This is a genomic window from Pseudomonas sp. D1-36, from assembly GCF_051132205.1.
GTDB lineage: Bacteria > Pseudomonadota > Gammaproteobacteria > Pseudomonadales > Pseudomonadaceae > Aquipseudomonas.
In genome coordinates this window covers 1739060-1761412 of sequence record NZ_CP071674.1, presented here as the reverse complement: position 1 = coordinate 1761412, position 22353 = coordinate 1739060, and the positions used below count along the sequence as shown (strand labels likewise).

The following is a 22353-nucleotide window of genomic DNA, read 5'->3' as shown; positions in this document are numbered from 1 at the left end:
ACGGGATTTGCGTAGCCTTCTTCGCGAGCAGCTTCACACCGTTGATCAGCAGTGAACCGCTGATCAACGGTGGCATGCCCGAGTAGTCAGCCCTGGGCGGCATCGGCTTGGGGTTTATGGGCGACGAAACGCATCATCCACTCCGCTACCGTCGTACCGTGATGTTCCTGTTCCAGGCTCGCCACGCCCTGGCTGTAGATCTTCTCACCGAGGTGTTGCTGGCGAATCTCCAACAAGGCCCGGGAATAGTCGTGGATGAATTCCGGATGGCCCTGGAAGCACAGGACTTGATCATTGATGTGATAAGCCGCGTACGGGCAGAAATCGCTCGAGGCTATGACGGTGGCATTTTCCGGGAGCTCGGTGACTTGATCCTGATGGCTGATCAACAAGGTCAGCTCCTCCTTCACCGGGCTCATCCAGGGGGCCTTGGCCGCGAGTTTGTAGCGATGGGTGCCCACCCCCCAACCCTGGCTGGCGCGCTCGGTCTTGCCGCCCAACAGCAGTGCCAGCAATTGATGGCCGAAGCAGACGCCTAGCAGCTTGTCGCCACGCTGGTAGCGGTCCAGGAGATAAGTCTTGAGCGTCTGTATCCACGGATCGGTCCCGAAGGAGTCCGCCTTGCTGCCGGTCACCAGATAAGCGTCGAATTGTTCATCGACGCTTGGATACTGCCCTTCCACCACGTTGTACACGACAAATTCTGCCGCAATGGGCTGCTGCGAAAACAGGCGCTGGAACATCTGCCCGTAACCCTGATACTGGTCGACCAGTTCTGGACGCAGGATATCGGTTTCCAGAATGCAGATGCGTAGCGACATAAAAAATACCTGACACGATGATGGGAATATTGCACACCCCAGAGCCTGCCCTGAAACACCGTCCCAAGGCAAGCCCCCCGCGCATAGTCAGAACAGTGCTTGAGCGGCGGCCTTTTCCAGCAACAGTGCCGGGGGTGAAAAACGTTCGCCGTATTGCTCGGCCAAGTACTGGCTGCGGGCGATAAACGCCTGCAAACCGTACTGGTTGATAAACTGCAACGCCCCGCCCGTCCAGACCGCGAATCCGATGCCGAAGACCGAGCCAATATTGGCGTCCGCCGTCGAGGTGACAACGCCTTCCTCGACGCAACGAACGGTTTCCAGGGCCTGGATGAACAGCAGGCGATCACGGATATCCTGGGCTGGAATCTGCCCCGCGGGTTTGTCGAAACGCGCCTTGAGCCCCGGCCAGAGATATTTCTGCCCTTGGGTTGGGTACTCATAGAAACCGGCTCCGGCCGCTTTACCTGGCCGTTTGTATTCTTCGAGCAGCAGATCGATCACAGCGAATGCGGCGTGCTCAGTCGGAGCTTTCCCCTCTGCTCGCAAGTCTTTGGCAGTCTGCGTGCGGATATGCCTCATCAGGCTGAGTGAAACTTCGTCGGAGACAGCCAGCGGCCCGACTGGCATCCCGGCCTTGCGTGCCTCGGTTTCGATCATCGGCGCGCTCACGCCTTCGCCGAGCATCGCGATGCCTTCGTGGGTAAAGGTGCCGAACACCCGCGAAGTGAAAAACCCACGACTGTCGTTGACGACAATCGGCGTCTTGTCGATTTGCCGGACGAAATCGAAGCCACAGGCAAGCGTTTCGTCAGAGGTGCGGGCACCCTTGATGATCTCGACCAAGGGCATTTTTTCCACTGGACTGAAGAAATGCAGCCCGATGAATTTGCCCTCGTCCGGCACCGCCATCGCCAGGCCGGTGATGGGCAAGGTCGAAGTATTGGACGCAATCACCGCGTCCGGCCCGGCCACTGCTTGGGCTGCGGCCGTCACGCTGGCTTTAAGGACGCGGTCTTCGAATACGGCCTCGATGACCAGGTCGCAGCCGACCAGGTCCGCATCGCTGTCGGTCGGCTGGATCCTCGCCAGGATGGCGTCGCGCTGTTGCGCGGTGAGTAGGCCATGGACGACTTTCTTGTCCAGCAGCAACGCCGCGCGGCACTTACCCTTTTGCGCTGCGTCCAGGTCAATGTCCTTGAGTACCACGTCGATGCCGGCCGCAGCACTGACATAGGCGATACCCGCGCCCATCATCCCGGCGCCGAGCACAGCGACTTTTTTCGTCAGAAAAGGCGCAAAACCCTGCGGGCGGGAACCTCCGGCCTTGATCTCGTTGAGTTGGAACCAGAACGTACCGATCAGGTTTTTCGCCACCTGGCCAGTCGTCAGCTCGGTGAAGTATCGGGTTTCGATCAACTGCGCCGCATCGAAGCCTACCTGCGCGCCTTCCACCGCCGCACAGAGGATTTTTTCCGGTGCGGGCAGGCAGCCCTGGGTCTTGCTGCGCAGAATCGAAGGCGCGATCGCCAGCATCTGGGCGACCGCCGGGGCGGACGGCGTGCCCCCAGGGATCCGATAGCCCTTCATGTCCCACGGCTGGGCCACGCTCGGGTTAGCGAGAATCCAGGCCCGGGCCTTGTCCAGCAGCTCGTCGCGATCCGTCGCCAGCTCATCGATCAAACCAGCCTGCAGCGCTTGTTGCGGACGAACCCTGGTGCCTTCGAGCAAATACGGCAATGCCTTCTCCAAGCCCAGCAAGCGCACCATCCGCACCACACCGCCGCCGCCCGGCAACAGGCCAAGGGTGACTTCCGGCAGGCCGATCAACACCGAGGGATGGTCCAGCGCCACCCGATGATGGCAGGCCAGGCAGATTTCCCAGCCGCCGCCCAGGGCCGCACCGTTGATAGCGGCGACCACCGGTTTGCCGAGGGTCTCCAATGCGCGCAGCTGCGCCTTGATCTCGGACACCGTTTCGTAAAAGGCCTGGGCCTGGGATTTGTCGACTTGGACCAACTCGTTCAGGTCGCCGCCTGCAAAAAACGTCTTTTTGGCCGAAGTGATGATCACGCCGGCGATCGAGTCTTTTTCGGCGGTCAGGCGAGCAACGCAGGCGCCCATGGCCTCGCGGTATATCGCGTTCATGGTGTTGGCCGCCTGCCCCGGCATGTCCAGGGTCAGCACGACGATCCGGTCCGGGCCGGTTTCGAAACGAATGGCATGGGTCATGAAAAGTGTTCCTTCAAAATCGGGGCTCAGAGGCGTTCGATAAGGGTGGCGATGCCCATGCCGCCGCCGACACACAGTGTCGCGAGGCCATAGCGCAGGTGACGCGCCTCCAACTCATCGAGCAGCGTGCCAAGGATTGCGCAACCGGTGGCGCCCAACGGATGGCCCATGGCGATCGAGCCGCCGTTGACGTTGACCTTGGCGGGATCGATGGCCATGTCCTTGATGAACTTGAGCACTACCGAGGCAAAGGCTTCGTTGACTTCGAACAGGTCGATGTCCTCGACCCGCAGGCCAGCCTTGGCCAATACCTTGCGAGTGGCAGGGGCCGGACCGGTGAGCATGATGGTCGGCTCGCTGCTGGTGACGGCAGTGGCAACAATCCGCGCCCGGGGTTGCAAGCCCAGCTCGCGACCTTTGGCCGGGGAGCCAATGAGCATCAGCGCGGCGCCATCGACGATGCCCGAGCTATTGCCCGGCGTGTGCACATGATTGATCCGCTCCACATGGCTATAGACGCGCAATGCCGTGGCGTCGAAGCCCATCTGGCCCATCGCTTCGAAGCTTGGCCGCAGTTTGCCCAGGCCTTCGAGCGTCGAGTCAGCGCGGATGAATTCGTCATGGTCGAGCAGCACGATGCCATTCTGGTCCCGTACTGCCACCAGGGATTTATCGAACGAGCCGTTCTCCCGTGCTCGCGCGGCTTTTTGCTGGGATTGCAACGCAAAGGCATCGATGTCCTCGCGACTGAAACCTTCGAGGGTGGCAATCAAGTCGGCGCCGATGCCCTGGGGAACGAAATGGCCGTGCAGATTGGATTGCGGGTCCAGCGCCCATGCGCCGCCATCGCTGCCCATAGGCACACGGGACATGGACTCGACGCCCCCCGCCACTACGAGGTCTTCGAAACCGGAACGAACCTTCATCGCGGCCAGGTTCACCGCTTCCAAACCCGAAGCGCAAAAGCGGTTGAGCTGAACGCCGGGCACGCTGACATCCCAGTCAGCCACCAGGGCGGCGGTCTTCGCGATGTCGGCACCTTGATCGCCGATCGGCGTCACGCAGCCGAGCACAATGTCGTCCACCTGGCTGGTGTCCAGGCTCATGCGGTGGCGCAACGCCGTCAACAGGCCACCGACCAGGTTCACCGGCTTGACGGTGTGCAGGGCGCCGTCAGCTTTTCCCTTACCGCGAGGCGTGCGTAATGCGTCAAAAATCATAGCTTCGGTCATGACATCCTCAAACCGCGATCGGCTTTTACAAACACCTCTAACCTTAAGCCCAGCGGCGGCGGATTCAATGACCTCAGTGCTCAACGACATTGACAGGCACGCTCAGACGAACGGTAGCGAGCTATCGGATTAACCGTTTCAGGTAAGCAAGCTGTCTAGCAAAAGGGCCCGCAAGCAGCTGGCAATAGGCCTCATGCTGTTTTGATAACCTGGACCCATAAACTGATACTAATTGGGTCTAAGCGAAGCCAGCTGCGGCCCCTAATGTAAACCTTGTACAAGTAAGTCGTCGGGTTTTGCCGAGGCGCTTGTCAGACAGGAAGTGCAACGCCAGCCGTCACGGAGTAATGCAGGCTGGCCTCAGGAAATAACAAAAAGGCGGGTCAGCCATGTTCAAACATACGAAAGTTCGTCAAGCCGGACTCATTCTCTTCGCCACGACGCTGCTGTTGATCTTGCCGAACATCACTAAAGTGATCGGCTGACCCAGACGCGCGATGTCCGCTTTATTACAGTCGTTTCGCTAAATAAATGTGAGAGGGTTGATTGTTCCGGCAACGGTGGCTGTGCCAACCTTTGCGCCTCCCTCTCGACATGGACGGCGATTCACTTGAAAGCACTTATTGTCCTCGGGGCACTGCTGATCAGCGGCCCTCTGTACGCGGCGCAGCTCACGCTGGAGCTGGGCGCGGGTACCCGCACCTGGCAGACTGAAGAGCTACTCAAGCATCCCGACGTTCAAACGGTTCAGATCAACGAAGACGTTTCCTACAAGAAACCCATGAGCTATCGCGCCGTGCCGTTGACCTCGCTATTGACCGGGGTGCAACCGAACGATCATCTGCAAGCCGTAGCCCTGGACGGTTTCGCAGCTGAACTGCCAGCGGCGCCATTACTCAATGCACACGGCGCCCGCGCGTGGCTGGCGATCGAGGACCCGACCAAACCCTGGCCGGCGTTGGGGGAAGGCAAGCAAAGCGCCGGTCCTTTCTATCTGATCTGGACCGATCCTCAAGCGGGCCATATCAGCCCCGAGCAATGGCCGTATGCGCTGGCAAGCATCAAGCGCCTGTCACCAGTGGCCGACCGCTTCCCCGCCCTGCTGCCCTCGCCCAGCCTGGCCAAAAACGATCCGGTCAACAAAGGCTTCGAGTTGTTTCAGAAAAACTGTTTGGCTTGCCATCGACTCAACGGCGCGGGTGATGCACAGTTCGGACCGGACCTGAACATTCCCTTCAACCCTACGGAATACTTTTCGAAAGATTTCCTCAAACGTTACATCCGTGACCCTCAAAGCTTGCGCCACTGGCCACAGGGTAAAATGCCGGGATTCTCCGCAGCGGTGTTGCCGGATTCTGAGCTTGACCTGTTGGTGGGGTATTTGAAGCACATGGCAGGACGCAAGCAGCCGTTGAAGCCGTAGGCGCGTTCCTTCGCCGCAAAGCCCGTTACCACTGGGCGTTGTGGCGGATCGCAGACCGATTGTGGGAGCAAGCTTGCTCGCGATGACGACAGAAAATCGATCAGCACCCAACATGAAAACGGCCGACACAAAGGTCAGCCGTTGCTGGATGCATAAAACATTCAGGCCTGCAGGCGACGGATCTCCTGCTTGACGCCCCACCCTTCGATAACGCCACCCAAGGGCTCGACCACGGCCTCGAAGTTCAACTCGAAATCGCCGATGTCATCATAAGTGGCGTACATCACCCGGCTCAGTTCGAGCGACCAGGCTCCATCGTCCCGCGCGCTGATCTGCGCATTCAGCGATTCCCCCCTGAATTGGCCTGCCGCCCTGCGCGCCCGTTCCTCGTCGGGGAAAATGGCATAGAACTCGATGGGATGAAATTGGGAGAAATCGAAACCGCCTTCTTTCATGCGGCGCAGCACACTGGTGCTGATGTCTTCTTGATAGGCTGTGCTCATGAAACGTCCTCCTCAGACCGATGGATAGACTTTCCGTCTTCCCGTGCGTGCAACCGCTGGTTACAAGCAGTACGGCATCAACTGGCCGTCGGGACACAAGCATGTAGCTGACAAGACCGGACCTTGGCGATCCTTTCGCTGATCTCGGTTGCAGAGTAGCTTCAAGTCATCGCCACTGCCAAGCGGGACCGAACAATGAATTTCATGAAATCGGTTTAATACTGATGATTTCAATGCTGTTTTGGGTCTTGAGGCTTTTGAGCGTAGGGTCTTGCGTGCGACCTTCCAGATCGTTGAGATCAAGCTTGGCGGGTACGGGGAGCAGTCTCTGGCGGATCAATTGGGCGGCCTGTTCCATTGTGGGCTCCTGGTCGTAATCGAACTGCTCGGCGACGGCTTCGCCGTGATCATCAACGAAAGTGATTTCCCACTTCTGCATCGGTGTCTCCTCGATCAATACATGGCCGGGCTTACGTCTATCTCGACATTGATGGCGAAACAATCGTTCCGCTGAGTTCGCTGACGGCACCAATGAAAAAACCGCCTCGTGGGGCGGTTTCTTCATCGCGGCCTACCGATTATTTTTCGGCACGCTCTTTCAGCGCTTTCAGCGTATTGAACGGCGCGTCCACCACGAACTTGTTAGCCAGCCAGGACGGTACATCACCCCCCGGCTCGGTGTGGACTTGGTAAGTCACTTCGATCTGGTTCGCCGCCTTGGGGGTGAACTTCCAGAAGCCTTCGACCTGCGTCACGCGCACAAAGCCTTTCTCTTCCGGCAGATAGGTAGGCACGCCCTTGAGTTTGCGAGTGAGGCTGCCATCAGCTCCTTCAACGGTAGTGACTTCCAGCACGGAGTCGCGGGCCGTGACCGGCCACGGCGTATTGAATTGGGTGTACGTCCAGCTCTTGTCGCCCTCGTGCTTGAGCAACTTCTGGCTTTTGCATTCATGGATCCATCCACACGCATCCGCAACGTCTTCCTGCAGGGCCCGCAGTTTGGCCATGGTGGTTTTCATGACGGTCACGCCGCGATAGGCCTTGTACTTCGAGCCAGCGACCTCACTCAGCGACACCTGGATACCTTCCTTTTCTTTGGCGACTTGCCAGTCTTCTGCCTGGGCGGTAGCTGTTGCCAACAGGACGGTCAATCCACACAACACAGCCATACGATGCAGCGAACCCATAATTATTTTCCTTATCGTCCAAGTTCGTTCATGTCGTTTCCGATCGTTGCCCCACTACGCTGCCGTGACCTGCTCCCACCAGCCAATCAATCGAATGGCTTCTTCGCTGCTATTGCCGCAGACCTCAAGGTCCGCCTCAAACGCCGAACACACCGCCGGGCGTTCAGGCTGGCCGAAGATCAGGCAGAGATTACCGGCCGACAACTGCACGCAACGTTCTCCCGCCGGCTTGCCTTGGGGCATGCCAGGGATGGGAGAGCTGATGGAAGGGGCGATGCAACAGGCGCCACAGCCTTCACGGCACTTCATGACGACAGGATCCTCACGACAAGTAATGATTGGTATCAGGACACAGGGTAACGGCTAAAACAGCCGTTTGAAATCGCCGTCCGGGGGTTTTTTTCGTAGTGGGTGGAGTGACCCGGCAGTCAGCGACGAACAGCAGCATTGCATGGCCTTATTGCTTGAATTCGAATTCCAGTGCCGCGCCTTCCACTTCGTTGCGCTCCTGATTGCGCAAGGGCAGCTGCATCTCGTTGCTCAACAGACGGCCGTTGAGCTGGAACGGGCCCGGCTTTTCCCCAAACATGGACGGCAAAAGTGGCTCACGCTTGGGCAGGGGCACCTTGCCGGGTGGCTGCAACTGATCGACCATATCGTGTGGCAGGCTCAGGTCCAGCCTGGCCGGTGGTAAAGGGGTCTTGGCGACTTCGCGGGCCGATTTGCTCTTGGAGGCAATGGGGGCGCGCTTTTTCTTTGCGGCGGCCGTTTTGGCGGGCGTCTTTTTGACAGTCTTCTTTATCTCGGCGGTTTTCTTCGCGGTGGGCTTGGCGGCGCTGGCGGCCGGTTTCTCTTGGGCCGAAGCTGCCATGGCACTCCCCATGTCGAGGACACTCAACAGGCCGATCAAAACCCACGCAGCAGGAACAATGGCTTTCATAGACACGACGACACCTACGGCAGAGATGTCCATGCTCGCCCGATATTGAGGCGCTGACAAGCACATCGGGCCAAGCCGCTGATTTCTATAAAAACCCGCTGCCGGTCTCCTGGCACAACTGGGTCGCCAGCAACCCCAGGGTCATCAACGCACGCTCTGCCTCGCGATTCCAGGGTATGCCGCAATTCAGGCGGATGCAGTGGTTGAATTGCTCGGTATTACTGAAAATCAGCCCGGGGGCGATGCTGATGCCCTGTTGCAGCGCGCGGACGTGCAGTTCCTGGGTGTTGACCCGCCCCGGCAGGCTGACCCAAAGAATGAACCCACCGGTGGGACGACTCATCTGCGTGCCTTCCGGAAAGTGCTGTTGCACCGCCAATTGAAAAGCGCTGAGGTTCTTGCGGTACTCCTGGCGAATATAGCGCAAGTGCCGGTCATAGCCGCCATTCTCCAGGTAAGCCGCGATCCCCATCTGAGTGACGCTGCACGCCGAATGGGTGCTGAACGTCTGGAGTCGCTGGATCTCCTGCTGGAACTTGCCGGCGATCATCCAGCCAATCCGAACGCCGGGCGAAAGGGTCTTGGAGAAACTCGAACAGTAGATCACCCGATCCAAGCGATCGTAGGCCTTCAATGCCTTGGTCCGGCCCTGTTCGAACATCAGTTCGCCATAGATATCGTCCTCGACGATCTGGATATCGAAATCCGATGCCAGGCGCAGCAGTTGTTTTTGCCGCTCTTCGGGCATCGTGCCACCCAGGGGATTGCTCAGGCGCGTGGTCAGGACCAGCGCCTTGATCGACCATTGGTTGGCCGCCAATTGCAAGGCTTCAAGGCTCATGCCAGTGACCGGGTCGCTGGGGATCTCGATGACCTTCAGGCCCAGCAGATCCGCCAGTTGCAGCAGCCCGTAGTAAGTGGGCGACTCGGCGGCGATCAAATCCCCGGGACGCGTCAGCACGCGCAAGGACATCTGCAGGGCGTCGACGCAGCCATGGGTGATGACGACCTCGGAAGGATCCACCACCACGCCGGCGTCACGCATGCGGATCGCGACTTGGCGGCGCAACGGCTCGAAGCCGGGACTGAACATGTAGCTGAACGCCCGCGGGCTGTGGAAACGCGTGACCTTGGCTAACTGCTGATGCAACGCCCGCACGGGCAGATAATCAACGCTCGGCACCGCCGCGCCCAGCGGAAACACCCCTTCGCGGCGCGACTCGACCAACACCTGTTGGATAATGCTGCTGCGCGTCACCAATCCGGGGCGCTCGACCCGGGCAATGTCCGGCGTCGGCGCGGTCAACGCCGGCGTCTGGTGCACGTAATAGCCCGATTGCGGCCGCGCGCGAATCAGCCCCTGGTCTTCAAGGTTCGCATAGGCCTGGAGGACGGTGGCATGGCTGACGTTGAGCTGCGAACTCATCTTGCGCACCGAAGGCACGCGTTCACCCGGCTGATACACCCCACGCCGGATGTCTTCCGCCAACTGTTGCGCAATACGTTGATAGAGCAGGAGGTTGGTCATGACGCAGTACTCGATTTCGCAGGCGTTTTATTCTTGTCGGAAATTCTACCGGCACAGTTTAGAAGTGTACTGGGACAGTTGCCAGATTACTCGACAGTACAGTGGGTTGACAGCCCCAACTGTACTCATCCCAAACATCAGGCGAAAAAAAACCCGGCGCCTCGAAGGGGCCGGGTTTTCCAGTGACGCCGTCCTCAACGGGCGGCGCCGAGCTGGCCCTTGTCATCGGAGAATACGATTTCAACGCGACGGTTCTGCGCCCGGCCACGCTCGGTTGCGTTGACGTCCACCGGGTATTGATCGCCGTAGCCCTCGACCTGGATGCGCTTTTCGTCAATGCCAAGGTCCACCAGCACGTCCGCCACGGCCTGAGCGCGGTCGCGGGACAGCTTGAGGTTTTCCTGCTTGCCGCCGGTGCTGTCCGTGTAGCCCTCGATGCGCACCACGCGCTTGGGATTGAGTTGCAGGAACTGCACGATCTTGAGCACCACGCGATTGGCCGAGTTTTTCAACTCGGCTTCGCCGGTATCGAACAGCACATCCCCGAGGGTCATCACCAGGCCGCGATCGGTCTGGGTGGTCGCCATCGCCATGATCTGCTCTTCAAGCCACTTGCCCTGCTGCTGGACACTCAGCAGCTTGGATTCGCGCAGGGCCAGCTGCAGGCGCTGGCGCTCCAGCTCGAGCTTCGTCGCGCGCTCTTCGTTGAGCACCTGGTTGCTGTGCTCACGGGCAATCTGACTGTAGCGCTGACTCAAGTAGGCGTAATGCTGCACGTCCTCACCGCTACCCCAGTAGCTGGACAAGCGATCGGCGCGGGCCAGGGATTCGCCGGCCCGGATCACGTCCCGGGGCGCCGCACGCAGCACGTTGGCATCTTCCTTGACCTTCTGGAAGTCATCGCTGGCCTTTTCCAGCGCCACCTCGCTGCGCTGTCCGGCGCAACCGTACAGACTGGCCAGCCCCGCGAGGACCAGGCCGCCCAATACTTGGGAGTGCTTCATTGGGCATCCTCCCTCAGCTGTTTGCGCAAGCGCTTGATGCGAGTGTCGAGCACGTTCAATTGCTCCTGGCTCTTGAGCGTCAGCACCTTCGCTTCGGCCAGGCGTGCATCCAACTCGGCCTGTTCAGCGCGCATGCGCGCCTTTTTATAGGATTCATCGGCCATGTTGGATTTGGCGCGCGTGAATTTTTCTTCAGCCAGTTTCAATTCGGGTACTTCGTCGGTGGTGGCACCCACCGCACGCGCTTGCTCAATGGCCTGTTCAGTCAGGCGGATCTGTTCATTCGGCGCTGGATCGGCTGCGCAACCCGCCAGAGCCAGAACGGCCAGGGCAGCGAAAAGAGGTCGAATAGTCACTAATATTCCCTACTGTTTGGGGGCGCTGACGGGGGACTTCAACTGTGCTCTCCAACGCTCCAGATTGCGCTGCAACACAGCCTCCGCCAGGCCAGACGCGGCCAATTCTGTCATCTTTTGCGCCAGCTGTCCGCGTAACCATGGGTCATTGCAGGCGGAGTTATGGGAAAGCGCGAGGAACAAGCCCGGCTTGTCCACCGCTTGCGGCGCGGCTTGCAAGTCATTAGCCATCCCTAGCGTCTGCGCCATCGCCAGGCCCGAGTAGCGCCCCGCCAGTACATATTCCACTTCACCCAGGAGCAGTTTCTGAAAGGCCTGGGTCAGGTTGGGCGTACGGGTCACGGTTAGATTCTGCTCAGCGAAAAGGCCAAATCCTTGTGTCATGCGAGCCTTTTCCGACAAGGCGCCGTTATGCCCGTGAAGATCCTCCGGTCGCTCGACCACCAGCGTCGAATCCTTGCGTGTCCAGACCAGGTAATCGTTCTCCAGCAGTGGCGGGTGCACGTAATCCAAGGCTTGCAACCCAGTCGTGGTCAGCGGGGCATCGGTGAGCAGGTCCATGCGTCCGCTGCGCACTTCGTCCAAGGCCTGGGCGCGTTTGCCGGCGTAGAGCAATTCGATCTTGATCCCCAGCGCCTGCGCCACCTGCGCCAGCAGGTCGGCCCCGGCACCGATCAAATGCTTGGGATCCTGGGGATCTTGCCAAAGATAAGGCGGCGCATCGGGGCTGCCAGTAGCGATCAGGCGCTCGCATTTGCCAGCGGCGGCAGACAGCCCTGGCGCGCACGCCAACGCCCAGAACAACGACGAGCAAGCCAAACGGCGAAGATCCATGGCACTAAGCGCTCCGGAAACAGAAATAAAAAACCCGGCCAAAAGGCCGGGCTCTTTATAAGTGAAGATGCCGGATTAGACCAGCTTCTCCAGCTCAGGGATGGCTTCGAACAGGTCCGCCACCAGGCCGTAGTCGGCCACTTGGAAGATTGGCGCTTCTTCGTCCTTGTTGATCGCAACGATCACCTTGGAGTCCTTCATGCCGGCCAAGTGTTGGATCGCGCCGGAGATACCGACCGCGATGTACAACTGTGGTGCAACGATCTTGCCGGTCTGGCCGACCTGCATGTCGTTGGGAACGAAACCGGCGTCGACCGCTGCGCGGGATGCGCCAACGGCAGCGCCCAGCTTGTCGGCCAAGGCGTACAAGTGCTTGAAGTTGTCACCGTTCTGCATGCCGCGGCCGCCGGAAACGACGATCTTGGCGGCGGTCAGCTCAGGACGATCGGACTTGGCCAGCTCTTCGTTGACGAAGCTGGAAATGCCCTTGTCGTGGGCAGCGCCCACGGCTTCAACGGCAGCCGAACCACCTTCGGCGGCAACCGGGTCGAAACCGGTGGCGCGAACGGTGATGACCTTGATCGCAGCGGTCGATTGCACGGTGGCGATGGCGTTGCCAGCGTAGATCGGACGCTTGAAGGTGTCGGCGCTTTCTACCGAAATGATTTCGGAGATCTGGTCGACGTCCAATGCAGCAGCTACGCGAGGCAGGATGTTCTTGCCGTTCGATGTCGCGGCCGCCAGGATGTGGCTGTAGCCACTGCCCAGCTCAGCTACCAATGGAGCAACGTTTTCCGGCAGTTGGTGCGCATAGGCAGCATTATCGGCGTTCAGGACTTTGCTCACGCCAGCGATCTTGGCGGCGGCTTCGGCAACGGCGCCAGCGCCCTGCCCGGCCACCAGGACGTGGACATCGCCACCGATTTTGGCGGCGGCAGCAACGGTGTTCAGCGTGGCCGGAGCCAGCGCCTTGTTATCGTGTTCGGCGATTACCAAGATAGTCATATCAGATTACCTTCGCTTCGTTTTTCAGTTTCTCGACCAGTTCAGCCACCGACTTGACCTTGATGCCGGCGCTGCGTGCAGCCGGCGCTTCGACTTTCAGGGTCTTGTTCGTGGAGGCGGTGGAAACGCCCAAAGCGTCAGGAGTCAGCACTTCAAGCGGCTTCTTCTTGGCTTTCATGATGTTTGGCAGGGACGCGTAACGCGGCTCGTTCAAACGCAGGTCGGTGGTGACGATGGCCGGCAGTTTCAGGGAAACTGTCTGCGCGCCGCCGTCGATTTCGCGAGTCACGGCAACGCTGTCGCCCGACACTTCGACTTTCGACGCGAAGGTGCCCTGGCCGTAGCCGCTCAACGCAGCGAGCATCTGGCCGGTCTGGTTGTTGTCGCTGTCGATGGCCTGCTTGCCGAGGATCACCAGCTGTGGCTGTTCCTTGTCAACTACGGCTTTCAACAGCTTGGCAACGGCCAGGGAAGTCAGGTCTTCGGCGGATTCGACGAGGATGGCGCGATCGGCACCCAGCGCGAGCGCGGTGCGCAGTTGTTCCTGGGCGGTGGTCGGGCCGATGGAAACGACGACGATCTCAGTCGCCACGCCTTTTTCTTTCAGGCGTACGGCTTCTTCTACGGCGATTTCGCAGAAAGGGTTCATCGACATCTTGACGTTGGCGAGGTCGACGCCGGAGTTGTCCGCCTTGACGCGAACCTTGACGTTATAGTCGACCACTCGTTTGACAGCTACAAGAACCTTCATGGATTCCTCGTTACTCTCCGGTGAAAAGAAAGTCGCCTGGGCGAACCTGGCGGTTGATGATCATGGGCGCAAGGGCACCTCTAAAAACGCCGGCATGAACCACACATGACCTTTGCTCACGGGAGTGAAGACCATTCGTCAGTGATGACCGATGAGTCATTCATTATCGCGGCGTGTAAACTGCGCGTCCGAACCGCGCAACTCGTCACTTTGTGCTGCCTTCGCCCTGTCTTTAGAGGTGCTCTTGGAACCAACAGTCAGCCTACGGCGAGCGCAAAACCGCCCGTATCTTGACCGGAACGTCTATTCCGGTCAATACGGCAAAATGGTCAGTCATAAGCCGTACGTCAGTGATTTATCTGGGCTGCGGCAATTTCAAACAAACGTTTGTATTGGACCCTGAGAGTGGTGTAGATATAATGCGCCGCTTAAGAGAGAAGCGCGGGTCATCCATTGTCGCTTTCGTCGCTTCGCGAAGGAAACAACGGATGCAACGCCAAACCTCCAATTAGAAAAAACTGTTGAGCCTTGAGTAGGAGATAGCCTGTGGAACGCGAATACATGGAATTCGACGTGGTCATCGTCGGTGCCGGCCCCGCTGGCCTGTCTGCCGCTTGCCGACTGAAACAGAAGGCCGCCGAAGCCGGTAAGGAAATCAGCGTCTGCGTGGTCGAAAAAGGCTCCGAAGTCGGCGCGCACATCCTCTCCGGCGCAGTGTTCGAACCGCGCGCCCTGAACGAACTGTTTCCGGATTGGAAAGAGCTCGGCGCTCCGTTGAACACGCCGGTCAAGCGCGATGACATTTATGTCCTGAGAAACGCCGAGACCGCGAGCAAAATCCCTGACTTCTTTGTGCCCAAGACCATGCACAACGAAGGCAACTATATTATTTCCCTTGGCAATCTTTGCCGTTGGCTGGCCCAGCAGGCCGAGAACCTGGGCGTGGAAATCTACCCGGGATTCGCCGCCCAGGAAGCGTTGTTCGACGAAAACGGCGTCGTCCGCGGGATCATCACCGGCGACCTTGGCGTCGACCGCGAAGGCAATCCGAAAGAAGGCCTCTACACCCCTGGAATGGAGTTGCGCGGCAAGTACACGCTGTTCGCCGAAGGCTGCCGTGGCCACATTGGCAAGCAATTGATCAAGCGCTTCAACCTGGACAGCGAAGCCGACACCCAGCACTACGGCATCGGCCTGAAGGAAATCTGGGAAATCGACCCGGCCAAGCATCAACCAGGCTTGGTGGTGCACACCGCCGGCTGGCCGCTGGACATCATGGGCACCGAAAATACCGGCGGCTCTTTCCTTTATCACCTGGAAAACAACCAGGTGGTCGTCGGCTTGATCGTCGACCTGTCCTACAGCAACACCTTCCTGTCACCATTCGACGAGTTCCAGCGCCTCAAGCATCACCCTGTGCTCAAGCAGTATCTGGAAGGCGGCAAGCGCGTCAGTTACGGCGCTCGCGCCATCGCCAAGGGCGGCCTGAACTCGCTGCCCAAGATGGTCTTCAAGGGCGGCGCGCTGATCGGTTGCGACCTCGGCACCCTGAACTTCGCCAAGATCAAGGGCAGTCACACCGCGATGAAATCCGGCATGCTCGCTGCCGAAGCCGTGGCTGATCGCCTGTTCGCCGAGTCCGAAGGCGGCGATGAACTGACGGCCTATGTCGACAGTTTCAAGAACAGCTGGCTGTATGAAGAGCTGTTCGCCAGCCGCAACTTCGGCGCGGCGATCCACAAGTACGGTGCGATCATCGGCGGCGGTTTCAACTGGCTCGACCAGAACATTTTCGGCGGCAAGATTCCATTCACGCTGCGCGACACCAAGCCAGATTATGCTTGCCTGAAACCTGCGGCCGAATGCAAGAAGATCGACTACCCGAAGCCGGACGGCAAGATCAGCTTCGACAAGCTCAGCTCGGTGTTCATCTCCGGTACCAACCATGAAGAAGAGCAGCCTTGCCACCTGAAGCTGACCGACCCGAGCATCCCGATCAGCAAGAACCTGCCGCTGTACGACGAACCGGCCCAGCGCTACTGCCCGGCCGGCGTTTATGAAGTGATTACCAAGGAAGATGGCGAGAAGCGCTTCCAGATCAACGCCCAGAACTGCGTTCACTGCAAGACCTGCGACATCAAGGACCCTGCACAGAACATCACCTGGGTCACGCCGGAAGGCGCCGGCGGACCGACTTACCCGAACATGTAAGCCGGAACGCTGAACATCGAGGCTCCCGCAATGGGGGCCTTTTTGTTGCCCGCGATTCCGGGAAACTCGCTCCCACAGGGTTCCCTGCACAATTCAGGCGGCGCGTTCGTCCCCTGGGTTGCGCTCGAAGTAACGCTTGTACTCCCGGCTGAATTGCGACGGGCTCTGATACCCCACCTGGTGCGCGACCTGGGCCACGCTCATGCCCTCGCAGAGCAGCAGCCGCTGGGCCTTGAGTAGGCGCAATCGCTTGAGGTACTGCACCGGCGATAGCAACGTGCTGCGCTTGAAATGCTCGTGAAAGGTCGAAGCACTCATGTTCGCGCGACTGGCCAGGATCTCGACGTTCAACGGCTCGGTGAAGTGCGCATGCAAATGGCCCAGGGCAGCGGCAATCCGGGCGAACTGGCCCTGTTGCTCCACCAACGCCCGCAGCACATCGGCCTGGGGTCCGCGCAACGCGACGAACAGCAGCTCCCGCAGCCGCGCCTGGCCCATGACCTGGCATTCCAACGGGTCGTGCAAGCAGCGCAACAAGCGCTCGACACACCCACGCATGGCGTCATCGAGCACTGCGCAAGTCATGGACTCCGGCGTCTGAGGCGGCAGATTCCGCCCCGGCATCAACCCCATGGCCAGCACCAGGTCGCCCAGCATCGCCCGATCGATCGCGACGGAAACTCCATACAGCGGAGCATTGGGCATGGCGTAGGTTTCGCATTCGAACGGCACCGGCAGGGCCTGGATCAGATAATGCCCCGCGCCATATTCCATTGTGCGGGGCCCCAGGTACGCCAGTTTGCTGCCCTGGGCAATGATCACCAGGCTCGGTTCGTAGAGCTGCGGGCCACGAGCGACGTCCTGGCTGGCGCGAAGCGCGTGCACCCCTGGCAGTCGCGTAGGAACAAAACCGTCGTGGGTCGCCAAAGGTTCTATCAGCGAAACCAGCGTGGCGTTGGCATCGAGATGACGGGTCAGCAGCATGAGCGAAAACTTCACGAAGAAAGGGATGAAAACATCATCGCAGGTCTGGCGCCACATGGAATCGAATCCTGGCCAACGCCGTAGGATTAGGCATGACAGGCGTAGGAATCGCCATCGCCACCGGCCGCCCTGCCTCCCAGAATGAACCCCTCACCGTTCAATGATAGCGAGGTCCATCATGTACACAGCCATCGGCTATGCCGCCCAATCGGCCACCACGCCCCTCGCCCCCATGAAGTTCGAGCGCCGCAGCCCGCGCGCGGACGATGTGGCGATCGAAATTCTCTACTGCGGCGTCTGCCACTCCGACATCCATCAGGCCCGGAACGAATGGGGCATCGCCGTCTATCCGCTGATGCCCGGCCACGAAATCATCGGCAAAGTCACCGCCGTGGGGGCGAATGTCACCCATCACAAGGTCGGCGACCTGGTAGGCGTAGGCTGCATGGTCGACTCCTGCCGCGAATGCGAAGCTTGCCGTGCCGATCTGGAACAATACTGCCTGGAAGGCATGACCCAGACCTACGCCAGCCCGGACCACGTGAGCGGCGGCCACACCATGGGTGGCTATTCCGACAGCATCGTGGTCAGCCAGCATTTTGTACTGCGCGTCCCTCAGACACTCGACCCGGCCAGCGCCGCGCCGCTGCTCTGCGCAGGCATCACCACCTACTCTCCCCTCAAGCATTATGGCGTGAAGGCCGGAGACAAGGTCGGCGTGCTGGGGATGGGTGGCCTGGGCCACATGGGCATCAAGTTCGCCAAGGCCATGGGCGCGGAAGTGACGTTGTTCACCCGCTCGGCGAGCAAGGCAGAAGAAGCCCGTCGCCAAGGCGCGGACCATGTGATCGTGTCCACCGACGCCGAACAGATGGCGGCCGCCGCCGGACGTTTCAACTTCCTGCTGGACACCATTCCGGTGCAGCACGACCTCAATCCCTACCTCGATACGCTGCATTTCAACGGCGTGCACATCATCGTCGGCCTGGTCGAGCCGGTCGACCCACCCGTACACGCGGCAAAGCTGATCCTGGGTCGCCGAGTGTTGGCCGGCTCGCTGATTGGCGGCATCGCCGAAACCCAGGAAATGCTGGATTTCTGCGCAAAACACAACATCAGCTGCGACATTGAAATGCTCGACATCCGCCAGATCAACGAGGCCTACAGCCGCATGATCGCCGGGGATGTGAAGTACCGCTTCGTTATCGACATGGCGACGCTCAAGGCCTGACGCTCGTCAAACCTTGGCACCCAGTTCCGCCGACAGCCGGGCTGTGACCCCTTTGACCAGGGGAATCAGCTCGGCCATCTTTTCCAAAGGCATGTACGGCACCGTGCTGGCGATGCTGATACCGGCGACGATGCGCTTGCCGGCGTCACGGATCGGCGCCGCCACACAGCGGATCGACGGTTCGTTGTCCTCCAGGTCGAAGGCATAGCCCCCCGCCACATACTCCACCATCCGTTGCTGGAACTGTTCCCAGGATTGCTCCTGGTGCTGGGGCCAGAATTGATTCTTCCCACCCGCCGGCAGGCTGATTTCGTACAGCCGCTTCCATTGTTCCTGGGCATCATCGAGCATCAGCGCCTTGCCGATCCCTGTCCGCGCCAACGGCATGCGATGGCCCACGCGCGAACGCATTTCCGGCCCGTTACGCCCCGGATTCTTCAGCAGATACAAGACTTCATCGCCCTCGCGAATCGCCAGGTGAACGGTGTCCCCGGTGAGCGCCGACAACTCGTCCAGGTACGGCCCCGCCAGGCTCACCAGTGGCAACTCTTCCCGAGCCTGGAAACCCAGCTCGATCAACTTCGGCCCCAGCAGGTAACCCACTTGCGGCACCACGCGCAGGTAACGTTCGTCCACCAGGCAACTGGCCAGGCGGTGGGTGGTGCTGCGGGTGGTGCCGATCAGCCGGGCGATTTCCTTCAAGTCGCGAGCACCGCTGGCGACCGCCTGGACCACGCCCAGGCCGCGCAGCAAGGTCTGCGTGCCAGTAGGAGCGGCATCCTTGATGATTTTTGGATCGTCTTGCTGCATATCCGGCCTTCAACAGTGCGGGGAACGGGCGGCATTATGGTCGCCCGCCCCGTCGGACTACAACTCGATGCGCTCGACCTTCCCGACCAGCAGGATGTAGGACAGCGCCCCGGCCAATGCCAATACGGCGATATAGGTAATGGCCGGGGCAAACGAATCACCGCTGGCAAGGAAGCCGATGACAATCGGCGTGGCGATGGCCGCCAGATTACCGATGAGATTGAACACCCCGCCGGTCAAACCGAGCAACCGCGCCGGTGCCAAGGTGGAAACCAGTGACCACGTGATCGACGCCAGGCCATTGCCGAAGAACGCCAGGGCCAGGAAGGCGATCACCAGGGGCGTCGACTCCACGAAGTTGGCGCCGATGATCGAGGTGGAAATCAGCAGCCCGCCAATGATCGGCAGCTTGCGCGCAAAACCCACCGTGGCGCCTCGGCGGATCAGCCAGTCCGAGAAGAAGCCGGAACACAGCACGCCGACGAATGCCGCAAGGAACGGCAACGACGCCAGCAAGCCGGACTTGATGAAGTCCATGCCGCGATACTTCACCAGGTAGGTCGGGAACCACGTCAGGAAAAACCACAGCGTGGAGTTGAGGCAGAACTGCCCCAGGTAGATACCCCATAACTTGCGTTGGGTCAGGACGATGCCCAGGTCGCTCCAGCTGAATTTGGCCTTGGCCTTGGCGGTATCGGCCTGGATGTCCACCAGCCCCCCACCCTCACGGATCAACTCGATTTCCGCGGCATTGGCGCCCTTGAAATCCCGAGGCTCGCGATATACCGCATACCAGATCACCGCCCAGAGAATGCCCACCGCGCCCGTGGCGACAAACACCATGTGCCAACCAAACGCGTGTTGCAGCCACGCCAGCACCGGTGTCAAAAATGCGAGCCCAACGAACTGCCCGGAGGTATAGAAACCAATGGCCGTGGCCCGCTCGCGCTCGGGAAACCAGGTGGTGACCACGCGGCTGTTGATCGGATAAGCCGGCGCTTCCAGGGCACCGACGGCCATGCGCAGCACGAACAGCGCGATGAAACTGGCGGCAAAACCGAGCATCACCGTGGCCGCCGACCACAGCAACAATGCCACGCTATACAGGATGCGCGGCGGCACCCGGTCCACCAGCCAGCCGCCGGGGATCTGCATGGCGGCGTAGGTCCAGCCGAACGCCGAGAAAATCAGCCCGACGTGGATCGGGTCGATGCCCAGGTCGCTGGTCAATGCGGGGGCCGCGATCGAGAGATTGCTGCGGTCCAGGTAGTTGATCACCACCGTGATGAACAGCAACACCATGATGAAAAAACGCTTGCGGCTGGGCGTCACCGACGACGCCTGCGCGCTCAGGGTGTGCGCTTGCATGTGAGGTGCCTCTTTTTATGTTTATTGAGGAAACGGGCGCATCGAAGAAGATCTCCCTGCTTGCGAAGATCAAATTGTGGGAGCGAGCTTGCTCCCACAGGGTCAGGCGTGACTCACCATTCGGCAAAACTGCCATCGGCATGGCGCCAGATCGGGTTGCGCCAGCGATGGCCAATGGCCGCGCGCTCGATGACGTATTCCTCATTGATCTCGATACCCAGGCCAGGACCGTTCGGAATTTTTACGAAGCCTTGGTCATAGTCGAACACTCGCGGGTCCTTGATGTAGTCCAGCAAGTCATTGCTTTCGTTGTAATGGATGCCCAGGCTCTGCTCCTGGATAAACGCGTTGTAGCAAGCCGCGTCCAGTTGCAGGCACGCCGCCAGGGCGATTGGACCCAACGGGCAATGCAGTGCCAGCGCCACATCGTAGGCCTCGGCCATGTTGGCGATCTTGCGGGTTTCGGTGATGCCGCCGGCGTGGGACGCATCCGGCTGGATGATGTCCACATAGCCTTCGCTGAGCACCCGCTTGAAATCCCATCGCGAGAACAACCGCTCGCCCAGGGCAATCGGGGTACTGGTCAGCGGCGCCAGTTCCTTGAGGGCTTCGTAGTTTTCGCTGAGCACCGGTTCTTCAATGAACATCAGCTTGAAGGGGTCGAGCTCCTTCATCAGAACCTTGGCCATTGGCTTGTGCACACGGCCGTGGAAATCCACGCCAATGCCGACGTTCGGCCCGACCGCGTCGCGCACCGCTGCCACGTTGGCCAGGGCCAGGTCGACTTTTTCGAAGGTATCGAGGAACTGCAGTTCTTCGGTGCCGTTCATCTTCACCGCCGTGAAGCCGCGTCCCACCGCCTCTTTCGCCGCTCGGGCGGTGTCCGCCGGCCGGTCGCCGCCGATCCATGAATAGACACGGATCTTGTCCCGCACCTGGCCGCCCAACAGATCGCTGACCGACACACCCAGGGCCTTGCCCTTGATGTCCCACAACGCTTGGTCGATACCGGCCAGGGCGCTCATGTGGACGGCCCCGCCGCGGTAGAAGCCACCGCGATAGAGCACGGTCCAGATGTCTTCGATGTTGCGTGGGTCTTTGCCGATCAGGTAGTCGGACAATTCTTCAACCGCAGCCGCCACTGTGTGGGCACGGCCTTCGACCACGGGTTCGCCCCAACCGGTCACGCCCTCATCGGTCTCGACCTTGAGGAAGCACCAGCGCGGCGGAACGATAAACGTGGTCAGCTTGGTGATTTTCATCTTGTTGTCTCTCTTGTCAGATGCAGCGCTCGGAGCGCTGGAAAAGTCTTCAGTTCAAGGCATTCCATGCGGCCACATAGGCCTTGGCGCGCACCGCCACTTGATCTGCTGTCAGGCCCGGCTTGAACAACCCGGAACCCAGGCCGAAACCCTTGACGCCGGCTTCGACGAACACCGCCATGTTGTCCGGCGTAATCCCGCCCACCGGCACCAGCACGGTCCCGGCCGGTAAAACCGCGAGCCAGGCCTTGACCACCGCCGGGCCCATTTGCTCGGCGGGGAACATCTTCAGCACATGAGCGCCCTCGGCCAGCGCGGCGAAAGCTTCGGTCGGCGTGGCGACGCCGGGCGACAGGTACAGCCCCGCCGCTTTTGCCGCCCGCAAGACCTTCGGGTCACTGTGAGGCATGACGATCACCTGGCCACCGGCCGCCTTGACCTGCTCCACCTGCTCCGGGGTCAGCACGGTACCCGCGCCGATCAGGCAATCGGCGGGCAAGGTACTGCGCAGGATGCGGATACTTTCGTACGGTTCGGGGGAATTGAGCGGCACTTCGATGACTCGAAATCCCTCGCTATACAGGACTTCGCCGATAGATGCCGCCTCCTCGGGGCGCAGGCCGCGAAGAATCGCGATCAGCCCGTTGTGCGCCAATGCTTGTTTGAGCATG

At 60.2% G+C, this 22353-nt stretch carries 22 protein-coding genes; 3 read left to right on the top strand and 19 right to left on the bottom strand.

Annotation, left to right across the window (positions count from 1 at the left end):
* Positions 1 to 86: 86 nt before the first annotated feature.
* The 3 genes from J3P76_RS08035 to J3P76_RS08025 all read right to left on the bottom strand — a co-directional run bounded on the left by J3P76_RS08035 (position 87) and on the right by J3P76_RS08025 (position 4285).
* Entirely contained in the window at positions 87 to 821 is a 735-nt protein-coding gene (locus J3P76_RS08035) for an amidotransferase (protein WP_434607063.1), read from the bottom strand.
* Positions 822 to 908: 87 nt separating this feature from the next.
* Positions 909 to 3053: a 3-hydroxyacyl-CoA dehydrogenase NAD-binding domain-containing protein gene (locus tag J3P76_RS08030; protein ID WP_434701719.1), complete on the bottom strand. Its 2145-nt coding sequence runs from the start codon at positions 3051 to 3053 to the stop codon at positions 909 to 911.
* A 26-nt stretch (positions 3054 to 3079) separates the two neighbouring features.
* Entirely contained in the window at positions 3080 to 4285 is a 1206-nt protein-coding gene (locus J3P76_RS08025; protein ID WP_434701718.1) for an acetyl-CoA C-acetyltransferase, read from the bottom strand.
* Between the two features lie 610 nt (positions 4286 to 4895).
* Here J3P76_RS08025 and J3P76_RS08020 point away from each other — a divergent pair.
* On the top strand, positions 4896 to 5708 hold the full coding sequence (locus tag J3P76_RS08020) for a c-type cytochrome (protein ID WP_434607069.1): 813 nt from the start codon (positions 4896 to 4898) through the stop codon (positions 5706 to 5708).
* A 161-nt stretch (positions 5709 to 5869) separates the two neighbouring features.
* On the opposite strand, the gene J3P76_RS08015 is transcribed toward J3P76_RS08020, so the two are convergent.
* The 11 genes from J3P76_RS08015 to J3P76_RS07965 all read right to left on the bottom strand — a co-directional run bounded on the left by J3P76_RS08015 (position 5870) and on the right by J3P76_RS07965 (position 13816).
* Entirely contained in the window at positions 5870 to 6211 is a 342-nt protein-coding gene (locus J3P76_RS08015; RefSeq protein WP_420767219.1) for a ribonuclease E inhibitor RraB, read from the bottom strand.
* A 202-nt stretch (positions 6212 to 6413) separates the two neighbouring features.
* On the bottom strand, positions 6414 to 6650 hold the full coding sequence (locus tag J3P76_RS08010) for a hypothetical protein (protein ID WP_420767218.1): 237 nt from the start codon (positions 6648 to 6650) through the stop codon (positions 6414 to 6416).
* A gap of 139 nt (positions 6651 to 6789) precedes the next feature.
* Positions 6790 to 7398: an START domain-containing protein gene (locus tag J3P76_RS08005; protein ID WP_420767217.1), complete on the bottom strand. Its 609-nt coding sequence runs from the start codon at positions 7396 to 7398 to the stop codon at positions 6790 to 6792.
* A gap of 54 nt (positions 7399 to 7452) precedes the next feature.
* On the bottom strand, positions 7453 to 7707 hold the full coding sequence (locus tag J3P76_RS08000) for a YkgJ family cysteine cluster protein (RefSeq protein WP_420767216.1): 255 nt from the start codon (positions 7705 to 7707) through the stop codon (positions 7453 to 7455).
* A 148-nt stretch (positions 7708 to 7855) separates the two neighbouring features.
* Positions 7856 to 8338: a translation initiation factor 2 gene (locus tag J3P76_RS07995; protein ID WP_434559976.1), complete on the bottom strand. Its 483-nt coding sequence runs from the start codon at positions 8336 to 8338 to the stop codon at positions 7856 to 7858.
* A gap of 85 nt (positions 8339 to 8423) precedes the next feature.
* The gene (locus J3P76_RS07990) at positions 8424 to 9866 is read right to left on the bottom strand and encodes a PLP-dependent aminotransferase family protein (protein ID WP_434701717.1); all 1443 of its coding nucleotides are present in this window, start codon (positions 9864 to 9866) and stop codon (positions 8424 to 8426) included.
* Positions 9867 to 10060: 194 nt separating this feature from the next.
* Complete coding sequence (locus J3P76_RS07985; RefSeq protein ID WP_434607074.1) at positions 10061 to 10870, bottom strand: OmpA family protein; 810 nt, start codon at positions 10868 to 10870, stop codon at positions 10061 to 10063.
* Positions 10867 to 11226, bottom strand: a complete 360-nt coding sequence (locus tag J3P76_RS07980; RefSeq protein WP_420767212.1) for a DUF4398 domain-containing protein — start codon at positions 11224 to 11226, stop codon at positions 10867 to 10869. Before J3P76_RS07980 ends, J3P76_RS07985 begins: the two co-directional genes overlap by 4 nt.
* Before the next feature lie 9 nt (positions 11227 to 11235).
* On the bottom strand, positions 11236 to 12060 hold the full coding sequence (locus tag J3P76_RS07975) for a substrate-binding periplasmic protein (RefSeq protein ID WP_420767211.1): 825 nt from the start codon (positions 12058 to 12060) through the stop codon (positions 11236 to 11238).
* Between the two features lie 75 nt (positions 12061 to 12135).
* Positions 12136 to 13065 carry an electron transfer flavoprotein subunit alpha/FixB family protein gene (locus J3P76_RS07970; RefSeq protein WP_420767210.1) on the bottom strand — a complete coding sequence of 310 codons (930 nt, stop codon included), beginning with the start codon at positions 13063 to 13065 and terminating at the stop codon, positions 12136 to 12138.
* A gap of 1 nt (position 13066) precedes the next feature.
* Positions 13067 to 13816, bottom strand: a complete 750-nt coding sequence (locus J3P76_RS07965; protein ID WP_007908338.1) for an electron transfer flavoprotein subunit beta/FixA family protein — start codon at positions 13814 to 13816, stop codon at positions 13067 to 13069.
* A 546-nt stretch (positions 13817 to 14362) separates the two neighbouring features.
* Between J3P76_RS07965 and J3P76_RS07960 the strand changes: the two genes are divergently transcribed.
* Positions 14363 to 16027, top strand: a complete 1665-nt coding sequence (locus tag J3P76_RS07960) for an electron transfer flavoprotein-ubiquinone oxidoreductase (RefSeq protein WP_434607078.1) — start codon at positions 14363 to 14365, stop codon at positions 16025 to 16027.
* 93 nt (positions 16028 to 16120) lie between these two features.
* On the opposite strand, the gene J3P76_RS07955 is transcribed toward J3P76_RS07960, so the two are convergent.
* Positions 16121 to 17011 (bottom strand): AraC family transcriptional regulator, encoded by an 891-nt coding sequence (locus J3P76_RS07955; protein WP_420767269.1) that lies wholly within the window; start codon positions 17009 to 17011, stop codon positions 16121 to 16123.
* 178 nt (positions 17012 to 17189) lie between these two features.
* On the opposite strand from J3P76_RS07955, the gene J3P76_RS07950 reads away from it, so the two are divergent.
* Positions 17190 to 18242: an NAD(P)-dependent alcohol dehydrogenase gene (locus tag J3P76_RS07950; RefSeq protein WP_434559984.1), complete on the top strand. Its 1053-nt coding sequence runs from the start codon at positions 17190 to 17192 to the stop codon at positions 18240 to 18242.
* Positions 18243 to 18248: 6 nt separating this feature from the next.
* On the opposite strand, the gene J3P76_RS07945 is transcribed toward J3P76_RS07950, so the two are convergent.
* The 4 genes from J3P76_RS07945 to J3P76_RS07930 all read right to left on the bottom strand — a co-directional run bounded on the left by J3P76_RS07945 (position 18249) and on the right by J3P76_RS07930 (position 22352).
* Positions 18249 to 19052, bottom strand: a complete 804-nt coding sequence (locus J3P76_RS07945) for an IclR family transcriptional regulator (protein WP_420767207.1) — start codon at positions 19050 to 19052, stop codon at positions 18249 to 18251.
* Positions 19053 to 19109: 57 nt separating this feature from the next.
* A complete protein-coding gene (locus J3P76_RS07940) occupies positions 19110 to 20420 on the bottom strand; it encodes an MFS transporter (RefSeq protein WP_420767206.1) in 1311 nt (436 codons plus the stop codon).
* 113 nt (positions 20421 to 20533) lie between these two features.
* A complete protein-coding gene (gene dgoD, locus J3P76_RS07935; protein WP_420767205.1) occupies positions 20534 to 21682 on the bottom strand; it encodes a galactonate dehydratase in 1149 nt (382 codons plus the stop codon).
* A 49-nt stretch (positions 21683 to 21731) separates the two neighbouring features.
* The gene (locus J3P76_RS07930) at positions 21732 to 22352 is read right to left on the bottom strand and encodes a 2-dehydro-3-deoxy-6-phosphogalactonate aldolase (RefSeq protein ID WP_434607083.1); all 621 of its coding nucleotides are present in this window, start codon (positions 22350 to 22352) and stop codon (positions 21732 to 21734) included.
* Between the last annotated feature and the right edge of the window lies 1 nt (position 22353).